Origin of the sequence: Streptomyces sp. UW30 (assembly GCF_008042075.1) — a bacterium.
GTDB lineage: Bacteria > Actinomycetota > Actinomycetes > Streptomycetales > Streptomycetaceae > Streptomyces.
In genome coordinates this window covers 376,341-387,913 of record NZ_RDBN01000037.1, presented here as the reverse complement: position 1 = coordinate 387,913, position 11,573 = coordinate 376,341, and the positions used below count along the sequence as shown (strand labels likewise).

The 11,573-nt window shown below is 71.3% G+C and carries 12 protein-coding genes; 3 read left to right on the top strand and 9 right to left on the bottom strand.

Translation table 11 applies throughout. The features are described from left to right. Nucleotides 1-69: 69 nt before the first annotated feature. The 3 genes from EAO75_RS20360 to EAO75_RS20350 are packed head-to-tail and all read right to left on the bottom strand — an operon-like array spanning nucleotide 70 to nucleotide 2,735. Entirely contained in the window at nucleotides 70-762 is a 693-nt protein-coding gene (locus EAO75_RS20360; protein ID WP_147996495.1) for a response regulator, read from the bottom strand. Then, nucleotides 759-1,988, bottom strand: coding sequence for a MacS family sensor histidine kinase (gene macS, locus EAO75_RS20355; protein WP_147996494.1), 1,230 nt, complete (start codon nucleotides 1,986-1,988; stop codon nucleotides 759-761). The genes EAO75_RS20360 and macS overlap by 4 nt, the downstream gene beginning before the upstream one ends. 39 nt (nucleotides 1,989-2,027) lie before the next feature. Next, a complete protein-coding gene (locus tag EAO75_RS20350; protein ID WP_261989452.1) occupies nucleotides 2,028-2,735 on the bottom strand; it encodes a lysophospholipid acyltransferase family protein in 708 nt (235 codons plus the stop codon). 207 nt (nucleotides 2,736-2,942) lie between these two features. On the opposite strand from EAO75_RS20350, the gene EAO75_RS20345 reads away from it, so the two are divergent. Continuing rightward, on the top strand, nucleotides 2,943-3,722 hold the full coding sequence (locus tag EAO75_RS20345; protein ID WP_147996492.1) for an alpha/beta hydrolase: 780 nt from the start codon (nucleotides 2,943-2,945) through the stop codon (nucleotides 3,720-3,722). Next, nucleotides 3,715-4,347 carry a hypothetical protein gene (locus tag EAO75_RS20340; protein ID WP_147996491.1) on the top strand — a complete coding sequence of 211 codons (633 nt, stop codon included), beginning with the start codon at nucleotides 3,715-3,717 and terminating at the stop codon, nucleotides 4,345-4,347. Before EAO75_RS20345 ends, EAO75_RS20340 begins: the two co-directional genes overlap by 8 nt. A gap of 1 nt (nucleotide 4,348) precedes the next feature. On the opposite strand, the gene EAO75_RS20335 is transcribed toward EAO75_RS20340, so the two are convergent. The 6 genes from EAO75_RS20335 to EAO75_RS20310 form a co-directional block, all read right to left on the bottom strand. After that, nucleotides 4,349-5,098, bottom strand: a complete 750-nt coding sequence (locus tag EAO75_RS20335) for an endonuclease/exonuclease/phosphatase family protein (protein ID WP_147996490.1) — start codon at nucleotides 5,096-5,098, stop codon at nucleotides 4,349-4,351. Between the two features lie 115 nt (nucleotides 5,099-5,213). Then, nucleotides 5,214-6,167, bottom strand: coding sequence for an ROK family glucokinase (locus EAO75_RS20330; RefSeq protein WP_147996489.1), 954 nt, complete (start codon nucleotides 6,165-6,167; stop codon nucleotides 5,214-5,216). 102 nt (nucleotides 6,168-6,269) lie between these two features. Next, on the bottom strand, nucleotides 6,270-6,785 hold the full coding sequence (locus EAO75_RS20325) for a DUF5304 domain-containing protein (protein ID WP_147996488.1): 516 nt from the start codon (nucleotides 6,783-6,785) through the stop codon (nucleotides 6,270-6,272). A gap of 57 nt (nucleotides 6,786-6,842) precedes the next feature. After that, nucleotides 6,843-8,027: an ArsA family ATPase gene (locus EAO75_RS20320; RefSeq protein ID WP_147996487.1), complete on the bottom strand. Its 1,185-nt coding sequence runs from the start codon at nucleotides 8,025-8,027 to the stop codon at nucleotides 6,843-6,845. A gap of 69 nt (nucleotides 8,028-8,096) precedes the next feature. Next, on the bottom strand, nucleotides 8,097-8,537 hold the full coding sequence (locus tag EAO75_RS20315; RefSeq protein ID WP_147996486.1) for an SRPBCC family protein: 441 nt from the start codon (nucleotides 8,535-8,537) through the stop codon (nucleotides 8,097-8,099). A gap of 143 nt (nucleotides 8,538-8,680) precedes the next feature. Further along, nucleotides 8,681-9,436, bottom strand: coding sequence for a metallophosphoesterase (locus tag EAO75_RS20310; RefSeq protein WP_187284604.1), 756 nt, complete (start codon nucleotides 9,434-9,436; stop codon nucleotides 8,681-8,683). Nucleotides 9,437-9,774: 338 nt separating this feature from the next. Here EAO75_RS20310 and EAO75_RS20305 point away from each other — a divergent pair, with 338 nt between their 5' ends. Next, nucleotides 9,775-11,571, top strand: coding sequence for an AMP-dependent synthetase/ligase (locus EAO75_RS20305; protein ID WP_147996484.1), 1,797 nt, complete (start codon nucleotides 9,775-9,777; stop codon nucleotides 11,569-11,571). Nucleotides 11,572-11,573: the final 2 nt, after the last annotated feature.

The window sequence follows — 11,573 nt, the reverse complement described above, 5'->3', positions numbered from 1 at the left end:
GGGTCGGACCGGCAATTCCGGTGAACCGCAGGGTGTTCGGTTTACGCGCCGTCAAACCGACGCGACGGATCACTCGTCGTCGAGGCCGCGCTCGATGGCGTATCGCACCAGCTCCACGCGGTTGTGCAGCTGGAGCTTGCCGAGGGTGTTCTGGACGTGGTTCTGGACCGTGCGGTGGGAGATGACCAGGCGCTCGGCGATCTGCTTGTAGCTCAGGCCCTTCGCGACGAGCCGCAGCACCTCGGTCTCGCGCTCGGTGAGCTGCGGGGCACCCGGCTGGTCGGCGCCGGGGGCGGCGGGCGCCGGTTCGGAGGCGAGGCGGCGGTACTCGCCGAGGACCAGGCCGGCCAGGCCCGGCGTGAACACGGGGTCGCCGACGGCGGTACGGCGGACCGCGTCGAGGAGTTCCTCGGTGGACGCCGACTTCAGCAGATAGCCGGTGGCGCCGGACTTCACGGCCTCCAGCACGTCGGCGTGCTCACCGCTCGCCGACAGGACGAGGACGCGCAGGGCCGGGTTGTGGCCGACGAGTTCCTTGCAGACCTGGACGCCGGGCTTGGCGGGCAGGTTGAGGTCGAGCACCAGGACGTCGGGGGCGGCGGCCTTGGCGCGGCGTACGGCCTGGTCGCCGTCGCCCGCCGTGGCGACCACGTCGAAGCCGGACTCGGCCAGGTCGCGGGCGACCGCGTCGCGCCACATGGGGTGGTCGTCGACCACCATGACCTTGATCGAGCCCTGCTGTCCGCTCGCGGTGTCCGTCATCGCTGCTCCGCCTTCCCCCGTGAAGCGCTCCCGGCCTTCGGTACCTTCAGTTCCACTTCGGTGCCCTGGCCCGGCACCGAGATCAGCTCGGCGGTGCCGCCGAGGTCGCGCAGGCGGCCCCGGATCGACAAAGCGACTCCGAGCCGCCCCTCGCCCTCGGCCTGTGCGAGCCGGCCCTCGGGGATGCCGGGTCCGTCGTCCCGCACGGTGACGATCACCTCGTCGGGCTCGTCCTCGACGAGGATCCACGCACGCGCGTGCTCGCCCGCGTGCTTGCGGACGTTGTCCAGGGCGGCGCCGACCGCTGCCGACAGCTCCCGCGCGGCAGCCGGGGCCAGCGACACGGGCGCGCCCGGCTCGGCGAGGCTGACCATCGCGCCGGCGTACGGGGCGAGCAGCGCACGGAGATCGACGGGGCCGTCGGAGTCGTCCGGCTCGTCCACGGCCCGTACGACGGCACCCTCGGCGGCGTCCTCCGACACCCGCGGCACGGGCACCAGTCCGCCCGAGACCAGCGTGCGCAGCGCCACCTCCTGTTCGCCGGCCAGCCGGCCCAGCTCGGCGGCCTCGCCGCCGATGACGGCGCCGCGCCGCTGCACCATCGCCAGCACCTGGAGCACGCCGTCGTGGATGTCCCGGGCGAGGCGCTCGCGCTCACGGGTCGCCGCCTCGATCTCCAGGGCCCGGGCGAGGGTGCGCTCGGAGGCGCGGGCGACCTCGACGACGTAGCCGATGGCGATGGAGGCGATCCAGACGAGCAGCACCATGTGGACGGTGTCGCGGGTCGGAACGCCGGAGCGGTGGATCAGGTTGGCGACGGCGACCAGCGTGGAGGCGAAGGCGGCCCAGCGCCAGCCGCCCTTGATGGCGAACGCCAGCACGGCGCCCGCCGCCCATATCGACGGCAGGGTCGGGGCTCCGGCGTCGATCCGCTCGGGCGACTCGGCGATGCGGGTCAGCAGGATGCCGGTCAGGGCGATGGTGAGGTCGGCGGCCAGGAAGCGCTTGGTGCAGCTCGCGGCGTTCGCAACCCTCGGCAGTGTGGCGAGCGTCCACACCGCCAGGACGGCGAAGTAGGCGATCGCCACCCAAGGGCGGGCCACTTCGTCGTAAGCGCTGGCGAAGAGCCCGATGGCGTACACCATCGTCAGCACCCGGTAGCCCGTGAGCGCCCGCCACAGCGGCTGCTCGACGGACATGCGCATGACCCGCTCACGCTTGGCCATGCCCCCACCCCCCTGATTTTGACCTGCTGCTGCTCTGGCCTACTTCGTCTTCTTCGTCTGTTCCTTCTCCGCCTTCGCCGCCTCCGCGATCTGCCGCTTGGCGGCGGTCGCGTACATGTCGACGTACTCCTGGCCGGAGAGCTTCATGATCTCGTACATGACCTCGTCGGTCACCGCGCGGAGCACGAAACGGTCGTGCTCCATGCCCTGGTACCGGCTGAAGTCCAGGGGCTTGCCGATCCGGATGCCCGGCCGCATGAGCTTGGGCATGACCTTGCCGGGCGGCTGGATCTTCTCCGTGTCGATCATGGCGACCGGGACGACCGGCGCGCCGCTGGCGAGCGCCACGCGCGCGAGGCCGCCGGGCTTGCCCCGGTAGAGCCGGCCGTCGGGCGAGCGCGTGCCCTCGGGGTAGATACCGAACAGCTCGCCGCGCTCCAGGACATCGATGCCGCTCTTGACGGCGGCCTCACCCGCGCCGCGCGCCCCGGAGCGGTCCACGGGCAGCTGACCGACGCCCTTGAAGAAGGCCGCCGTCAATCGGCCCTTGACGCCGGGGGTGGTGAAGTACTCGGCCTTCGCGATGAAGGTCACCTTGCGGTCGAGGACCGCGGGCAGGAAGAACGAGTCGGAGAACGACAGGTGATTGCTCGCCAGGATGGCGGGGCCCGCGGCGGGAATGTTCTCCAGACCCTCCACCCAGGGCCGGAAGGCGACCTTGAGCGGTCCCCCGATGGTCACCTTCATCGCGCCGTACAACAACCGAGTGCCTCCTGTGTCTGTCGGTCAGACCTTAACCCGGAGCACTGTCAATGAGCCCGACGGCCCTGGTCGGTGTCAGTGCGGTCGCGTACGGTGAAGCACACCTGGCTGTATCGATGTGCGGCTCCGCCGCGTGGGTTCATCTCGTAGCTCTCGTCCAAGTCGTCCCTCCTACGAACAGGAGACCGTAAGGTGCCGGTCCTTCCTGGAGCCGAGCCGTACCGCCACGAGGGCGGAGAGGTCGGGGTCCTCTTCTGCCACGGCTTCACCGGTTCCCCCCAGTCGCTGCGCCCCTGGGCGGAGTACCTCGCCGAGCGCGGGCTCACCGTCTCGCTGCCGCTGCTGCCGGGGCACGGCACCCGCTGGGAGGACATGCAGGTCACCGGCTGGCAGGACTGGTACGCCGAGGTGGACCGGGAGCTGCGCGGCCTGCGCGACCGCTGCGCGCGGGTCTTCGTGGCCGGCCTGTCCATGGGCGGCGCCCTGGCCCTGCGGCTCGCCGCGAAGCACGGGGAGGACGTGGCCGGGGTACTGGTCGTCAACCCGGCGAACAAGGTGCACGGCCTGTCGGCGTACACCCTTCCGGTGTCCCGCCACCTGGTCCGCACAGCGCCAGGGATCGCCAGTGACATCGCGAAGGAGGGCGCCGTCGAGCTCGGGTACGACCGGGTGCCGCTGCACGCGGCCCACTCCTTGCGGAACTTCTTCCGGCTGGTCGACGGCGAGTTGCCGCAGGTCACCCAGCCGCTGCTGGTTCTGCGCAGCAGGCAGGACCACACCGTGCCGACGGTGGACTCGGCCCGGATCCTGAGTCGGGTGTCGTCCACGGACGTAACGGAGATCGTGCTGGAACAGAGTTATCACGTGGCGACGTTGGACCATGATGCGGACCGGATCTTCGAGGAGAGCCTCGGATTCATCGACCGGGTCGCGACCGGCGTCGGCAAGGAAGGGACGACCGCACGTGGCTGAGCACGGCTCCGACCGCGAGAAGCGCGAGGACAGCGAGCCCGAGGAGCAGCACGTCCCGTTCGACGAGGACGCGGCCTGGGCCGCGATCGTCGCGGGGTTCGGCGACGAGCCGCCGGACCCGCCGGGCAGCAAGCCCTTCAAGTCGGTGGAGGACCTGGCGTTGCCGGAGACCGACGAGAACACCGAGGCGAGCGGCGGGACGGACACCGAGCCGAAGGGCGACAAGGCCGAGGCCGGCCCGCCCGACAAGAAGGCCGACGAGCCCGGTGAGGACAAGCCGTCCAAGCCGCTGGGCAGCTCGATCTCGTTCGCGCCCGGCGTCGGGCCGCGCGACTACAGCCTGCCCGAGCCGGCCGAGGAGGACTTCGACGCTGACGACGAGGGCCACTTCGTGCCACCGGAGCCGCCGCCCCTGCCCGCCGCCGACGCGACCGCGAAGTTCGCCTGGCTCGCGGTGATCGGCGGGCCGGTCCTGCTGCTGCTCGCCGTGCTGCTCAGCTGGGACATGACCTGGTGGCTCGCCACGCTCGGCATCGGCGGGTTCCTGGGCGGGTTCGCCACGCTGGTGATGCGGATGAAGACCGACGACGAGGACGACGACCCCGGTCGGGGCGCCGTCGTCTGACCTACTGAGCTGCGGGAACTCTGAGGGCGGCCAGGACCGGAAGATGGTCCGTGGCCGCCCTCAGGTCTGTCCGCGTGATGCCGGGCAGGCCGACGGGTACTCCGCAGCCGAGCACCTCGATGTCCTTGGTGGCGAAGATCGCGTCGATGCGCTGGTGGGGGTGGGCCGGGGTCGAGGTGTACTCGCTGCCCCAGGGGGTGGTGGCCCAGCAGTCCTGGAGGCTGTCGGCGAGGCGGCCGAAGGTGCGGCCGGTGGGGCGGTCGTTGAGGTCGCCGCCGGCGATCGCGTGCTCCACGCCCATGCCGGCGAGGCGGTCCAGGAGCATGCCGCCCTGTTCGTAGCGCTCGTCCTTCTGGAGGGAGAGGTGGCAGCAGAGCACCGCGAGGCGGGCGCCGCCGAACCGGACGACGGCCGTCGCGAAGCCGCGGCGGTGAAGGCCGGGGGTGAGCGGGAGGAGCAGGTCCTCCGTCCGCTCCACGGTGGCCCTCAGGTTGCACAGGATCGCCGGGCCCGCGGCGGTGGCGCCGCCGGTGAGCACGACGAGGTTCGCCGCGCGGGCCAGGCGGGAGAGCTTCTTGCGCCAGCGGAAGAAGCGGGGGGCTTCCTGGACGAGGACCAGGTCGGGGTCGCAGGCGCTGATCACGCGGGCGAGGGCGTCCGTGTCGTCGCGCATGGAGCGGATGTTGTAGCTGAGGACGCGGATGACGGCTGAACCGTCGGGCTCGGTGTGGGAGTTGGGCAGCAGCTCCATGTGCATCAATTTACGCCCAATGGCTCGGGGCGCGGGGAACGCGTGCGACTGCCGGTTCGTCGTGGCTGGTCGCGCAGTTCCCCGCGCCCCGTCAGGGCGTCGCACCGACCGGCGTCTACATGATCGGGTCCGGCTCCCGGGCCAGGTCCGCCGCGCCCACCAGGCCCGCCTCGTTGCCCAGTTGGGCCGCGATGACGTCGGCCACGGGGCGCCAGTTGCCGCCCACCAGCCAGCGCTTGTAGGACTTGCGGATGGGGTCGAGGACCAGTTCTCCCTCGTCCGAGAGGCCGCCGCCGACGATGAAGGCGGACGGGTCGAACAGCGAGGCCAGGTCGGCGAGGCCGGCGCCGGCCCAGCGGGCGAGCTCGCGGTAGGAGTCGACGGCTACCGGGTCGCCCTGGCGGGCGGCCATGGAGATGTGCTTGCCCTCGATGCCGTCGGGGCTGCCGTCACCGAGTCCGAGCAGGATCTCGGCGTTCTCCGGGGTGGCGTTGGCGCGCTGCTTGGCGTACCGGACGAGGGCGCGGCCGGAGGCGTACTGCTCCCAGCAGCCCTGGCTGCCGCAGCCGCACAGCAGGCCGTCCGGCACCATGCGGATGTGGCCGAACTCGGCGGCCACGCCGTAGTGCCCGCGGCGCAGCTTGTTGCCGATGATGATGCCGCCGCCGAGGCCGGTGCCCAGGGTGATGCAGATGACGTTGCGGTGGCCCTTGCCGGCGCCGAACTTGTACTCGCCCCAGGCGGCCGCGTTGGCGTCGTTCTCCACGACGACCGGGAGGCCGACGCGGGCCTCGACCTTCGTCTTCAGCGGCTCGTTGCGCCAGTCGATGTTGGGCGCGAAGTAGACCTCCGAGCGCTGCCGGTTCACGTAGCCGGCCGCACCGATGCCCACGCCGACGATCTCGTGCCCGCCGCGTGCTCCCTCGACGGCGGAGGCAATGGCGTCCACGATCCCGTCGGGCGTGCCCGGGGTCGGCACCTTGTGGGTCGAGAGGATGTTGCCTTCCTCGTCGACCACACCGGCCGCGATCTTGGTACCGCCGATGTCGACGCCGATGGTGAGTCCCATGAATCCCTCAGTTTCGGTCGAGCCCCGCTACGGCCAACCGTACCCGAGGCCCTGCCGCCGGGTTCCCGTCGTCCGCCCGCAGGGCGGACCTCAAGCGGGCGGTCAGTCCAAGTCGATGCGCTGGCCGGGGCCCGTGCCCTCGCCCGGGTCCCGCTTGTCGTCGCCGAGCTCGTCCAGTTCCTCGGTGTCGCCCGGACCGCTCGGACCGCTCGTCCAGCTCCGCTCCTGGGCCTGGACCGCGGAGCGGTAGGCGGCGAGGAGTTCGGTGCCGGCCGCGGCAAGGTGGTCGAAGACGTCGGGGTTGCGGTCGATGACGGGTTCCACGGCGGCCTTGGCCTGCTCCACGACCTGCTTGACCACCTGCTGGGCGGCGGGTCCGGCGACCGCGCCGAGCAGCGGGGACTGGAGGGTCGAGAGCTTGTCCGCGACGGCGTCGACGAGCTTGCGCAGTTCCTCGGCGGCCGAGCCCGGCGGCGGGCCGTGCTGGGCGCGACGGCGGGCCTTCTCCGCCGCGAGGTCCTCGGCGCACGCCGTCGCCCACGCGTCGGCGTCGGTCGCCCGTACCTCGTCGACGGCCTCGCGCTCGGTGGCGTCGGACGGGGGGAGCTCTTCGCTCATGACGGACTCCTGACTACGGTTCGTCTCTACGACGTTACCCGAACGGCCGTACCTGCTTCACCGGGACCGCGGCCACAGGTCCGGATCCGGCGTGAAGCGGATCCGCAGCTCGCCGTCGCGCAGCGCGGCCCCCTCCACGGTGCACCGGCGCAGTGCGGACGGCAGGGGCACGATGCGCCGGAACTGCCCGGCGGTGACGACGAGTTCGTCGTTACGCCGGATGAGGTCGAGTTCGTCGCGGGCGGCGCCGGGCAGCGGGATGTGCCATACGAAGACCCGGCTGCCGCCGTCCTCGGCGAGCCGGTCGGTGACGGGCCACTCGACGGTGGACGACGTGCCGTTGACGGCGGGCATCGCGAGCTCGGCGAGATCGTCGGCGCCGCGGGGGTCGCGCCCGAGGTGCGCGACGCCGTGAACGTCGTACCTCTCCCCCCACTCCTCCAGGACCTTGCGCTGCTGGGCGACGGGCCCGGCGAGCCAGCTGCCGGCCGCGGCCTCCGGCTCCGGCAGGACGCGGTTGGCGATCACCAGGTCGGGGCGCAGGCCGCGCAGGGCGAGGGCGAGGCCGGCGGCGCGCACGGCGTCCGCGCCGGCCGGGCCGGGTTCGGCGACCAGTCGTACGACGGTGTCCCGGTCGGCGACGACGGCCTCCACGGCGGCAAGCTCCACATCCCAGCGGGCGGTGGTCTCGTACAGCCATTCCGCGGGCATCGGCACGCCGGCCAGCCGCCCGAGGACGGGCCGCAGTGCGCGGGCCGCCTGGCGTTCGGGCGGGAGCAGCCGGCGCAGATAGCGGCGCAGCTCCTCGGGGAGGGAGAGCAGGGCGAGGGCGTGCGGAGTGGCGGGCAGGTCGACGACGAGCAGGTCGTGGGCCTCGGCGAGCGCGGCGTCCCGCAGGGCCCGCAGCAGCGCGAGCTCCTCGGCACCGGGAAGCGGGGTCACCTCCTCCGGGTCGAGCCGGGAGGCACCGAGGAGGTCGAGGGCGGAGGTGGCACGCTCCTGGAAGGCGGCGAGGTCGTCCCGGAATCCGGTGGCGGCGTCGGGACGCCAGGCGGTGAGGCCGGGGGCGACCTGGGTGGGGGCCGCCGCGGTGCGCACGCCGAGTGCCGCGCCCAGGGTGTCGGTGCGGTCGGCGCTCAGGACGAGGGTGCGGGTGCCCTCACGGGCGGCGGCGAGCGCGGTGGCGGCCGCGACGGTGGTACGGCCGCTGCCGCCGGAGCCCGTGATCAGGATGGTGCGCATGGGGGTGAACCGTAACGGACGTCGAGGTTCGGGCTGGTTTCGCGTACCCCCAGGTACCGCTGCGAACCCCTACTTGCCCGACTCCACCCGCTTCTTCAACCCCGCCAGCGCCCGATCGATGATGACCTTCTCGGCCTTGCGCTTGATCATCCCCAGCATCGGAATCTTGACGTCGACGGTCAGCTGGTAAGTGACCTCGGTCGACCCCGCACCCGCCGCCTTGAGAAGGTACGAGCCGTCCAGCGACCGCAGCATCTGGGACTTCACCAGCGTCCAGGACACCTCGTTCTCGCCGGTCCAGGTGTACCCCAGCACCTGGTCGTCCTTGATCGCCCCGGCGTCCATGACCAGCCGCACCTGCTCGGCGCGCCCCTGGTCGTCGGTCTTGAGGACCTCCGCCTCCTTCACTTCGCCGGTCCAGTCCGGATAGCGGGCGAAGTCGGCGATCACCCCCATCACATCGGCCGGTGCCGCCTCGATCGTGATGCTCGAGCTGGTGTGTTCCGCCATCGCTGTGGCTCCTCCAGATGCGGGCCGGTTGGAAGTCATGGTGCGCACGCGTGCGCAGCGTGAAGGCTACCGCGCGCCCGACCGGCCGACTCCACCCCCACCTGCACCATCGTCGCGCAAGCGTCCACCGCACCCGAATTCACTCACCATTCCAGCGCCCATGGCTTCCCGCTCCCCGCGAAGTGCCCCACGTTCACGCACTCCGTCGCCCCGATCCGCATCCGCCGCACCAGTGGCTGATGGACATGCCCGAAGAGGGAGTAGCGGGGACGGGTGCGGTGAATCGCCGCCAGCAGGGCCTTGCTCCCCCGCTCGAAGCGCCGCGCCACCGTGTCGTAGACCAGCTCCGGAACCTCCGGCGGAATGTGCGTGCACAGCACGTCCACCTCGCCCACGGCCTCGATCTTGGCCGCGTACTCCTCGTCACTGATCTCGTACGGCGTGCGCATGGGAGTCCGCAACCCGCCGCCCACGAAACCGAAGGTCCACCCCCCGATCTCGACCCGCTCCCCGTCCAGCACGGTCGTGCCCGGCCCGGCATACTCCGGCCACAGAGGCGGCATGTCGACATTGCCGTAGGTGGCGTACGTCGGCGTCGGGAACGCGGCGAACATCGCGGCGTACTGCCTGCGGACCGCCTTCTCGATCACCCCGGCCCGGTCCGAGCCGACCCCGGCCCACAGCCGCGCCCCGAGCTCGCGCGCCTCCTCGAAGCGCCGGGCGGTGCGCAGTTCCACGATGAGGTCGGCGTTCTCGACGCCGAACAGGTCCGGAAAGATGCCGCGCGAGTGGTCGGCGTAGTCCAGGAACAGCACCAGGTCGCCCAGACAGATCAGGGCGTCGGCGCCCTCGCCGGCCCTGGCCAGGTCGCGGGCGTTGCCGTGTACATCGCTGACCACGTGGACGCGGGTCCTGCGGTTTCCGGTCGGTGTCGGTGCCATGGCGATCAAGGGTAGGCGTGTGCGGCATACGTGAACAGTGGCGGCCGAAGCGATGGTTACTGGCCAGTCGTCAGAGCCCTCGACTACTGTGCGCGCAGAAACACCAATCCGTGTGACGCAGCGAACATCTCGCCGGGACCCCCTGTCGAAGAAGCCATACCGGCGGGTAACGTCCGGTCGGTCCAGTCGTGCTCTGGATTTCAACATGTGAATCCGCGAGCACTTGCCCGAGCCTTGGACCGCACCGTCGCATCACACAACGTCGTGGCGCCGGCGCCCTATGAGGAGCAGCAGTCTTGCGCGAGTTCAGCCTTCCGGCTTTGTACGAGGTCCCTGCGGACGGCAATCTCACCGACATCGTCCGCAGAAACGCCGCGCAGCACCCGGACGTGGCCGTCATCGCCCGCAAGGTGGGCGGTGCCTGGCAGGACGTCTCGGCCACCGCGTTCCTCGCCGAGGTGCGCGCGGCCGCGAAGGGGCTCATCGCCGCCGGGGTCCAGCCGGGCGACCGGGTCGGCCTGATGTCCCGTACCCGCTACGAGTGGACCCTGCTCGACTTCGCGATCTGGTCGGCGGGCGCGGTCACCGTGCCGGTGTACGAGACCAGCTCGCCGGAGCAGATCCAGTGGATCCTCTCCGACTCGGGCGCCACCGCCTGCGTCGTCGAGCTGGACAACCACACCGCCGCCGTCGAGTCGGTGCGCGATCACCTGCCCGCCCTCAAGCACGTCTGGCAGATCGAGGGCGGTGGCGTCGAGGAGCTGGGCCGGCTCGGCCAGGACATCAGCGACGCGGCGGTCGAGGAGCGCAGCTCGCTGGCGAAGGCCGACGACCCGGCGACGATCGTGTACACCTCCGGCACCACCGGCCGGCCCAAGGGCTGTGTGCTGACCCACCGCAGCTTCTTCGCCGAGTGCGGCAACATCGTGGAGCGCCTGCGGCCGCTGTTCCGCACCGGTGAGTGCAGCGTCCTGCTCTTCCTGCCGCTCGCGCACGTCTTCGGCCGTCTGGTGCAGGTCGCGCCGATGATGGCGCCGATCAAGCTGGGCAACGTCCCGGACATCAAGAACCTCACCGACGAGCTGGCCTCGTTCCGCCCCACGCTGATCCTGGGCGTGCCGCGCGTCTTCGAGAAGGTCTACAACTCGGCGCGCGCCAAGGCGCAGGCCGACGGCAAGGGCAAGATCTTCGACAAGGCGGCGGACACGGCGATCGCCTACAGCAAGGCGCTGGACACCCCGTCCGGCCCGCCCGTCGGCCTGAAGATCAAGCACAAGGTCTTCGACAAGCTGGTCTACAGCAAGCTGCGCGCGGTCCTCGGCGGCAAGGGCGAGTACGCCATCTCCGGCGGCGCCCCGCTGGGCGAGCGGCTCGGGCACTTCTTCCGCGGCATCGGCTTCACGGTCCTGGAGGGCTACGGCCTGACCGAGTCCTGCGCGGCGACCGCGTTCAACCCCTGGGACCGGCAGAAGATCGGCACGGTCGGTCAGCCGCTGCCGGGTTCCGTGGTGCGCATCGCGGACGACGGGGAGGTGCTGCTGCACGGTGAGCACCTGTTCCGGGAGTACTGGAACAACCCGGGCGCGACCGAGGAGGCGCTGGCCGACGGCTGGTTCCACACCGGTGACATCGGCACGCTCGACGAGGACGGCTACCTCCGGATCACGGGCCGCAAGAAGGAGATCATCGTCACCGCGGGCGGCAAGAACGTCGCTCCGGCCGTGATCGAGGACCGTATCCGGGCGCACGCGCTGGTCGCGGAGTGCATGGTGGTCGGCGACGGGCGGCCGTTCGTGGGTGCGCTGGTCACCATCGACGAGGAGTTCCTGGAGCGCTGGTGCGCCGAGCACGGCAAGCCGGCGGGCTCCACCGCGGCGGCGCTGCGCGAGGACGCCGACCTGCTGGCCGCGATCCAGTCGGCGATCGACGACGGCAACGCCGCGGTGTCGAAGGCGGAGTCGGTGCGGAAGTTCCGTATTCTGCCTGCCCAGTTCACGGAGGACTCGGGTCATCTGACGCCGTCGCTGAAGCTGAAGCGCAACGTGGTGGCGAAGGACTACTCGGACGAGATCGAGGCGATCTACCAGAAGTAGTA

What these genes read in the sequence shown, in the direction of transcription:
- EAO75_RS20360 (WP_147996495.1), bottom strand. Translation starts at nt 762, where the DNA reads ATGACGGACACCGCGAGCGGACAGCAGGGCTCGATCAAGGTCATGGTG.
- macS (WP_147996494.1), bottom strand. Translation starts at nt 1,988, where the DNA reads ATGGCCAAGCGTGAGCGGGTCATGCGCATGTCCGTCGAGCAGCCGCTG.
- EAO75_RS20350 (WP_261989452.1), bottom strand. Translation starts at nt 2,735, where the DNA reads ATGAAGGTGACCATCGGGGGACCGCTCAAGGTCGCCTTCCGGCCCTGG.
- EAO75_RS20335 (WP_147996490.1), bottom strand. Translation starts at nt 5,098, where the DNA reads ATGGAGCTGCTGCCCAACTCCCACACCGAGCCCGACGGTTCAGCCGTC.
- EAO75_RS20330 (WP_147996489.1), bottom strand. Translation starts at nt 6,167, where the DNA reads ATGGGACTCACCATCGGCGTCGACATCGGCGGTACCAAGATCGCGGCC.
- EAO75_RS20325 (WP_147996488.1), bottom strand. Translation starts at nt 6,785, where the DNA reads ATGAGCGAAGAGCTCCCCCCGTCCGACGCCACCGAGCGCGAGGCCGTC.
- EAO75_RS20320 (WP_147996487.1), bottom strand. Translation starts at nt 8,027, where the DNA reads ATGCGCACCATCCTGATCACGGGCTCCGGCGGCAGCGGCCGTACCACC.
- EAO75_RS20315 (WP_147996486.1), bottom strand. Translation starts at nt 8,537, where the DNA reads ATGGCGGAACACACCAGCTCGAGCATCACGATCGAGGCGGCACCGGCC.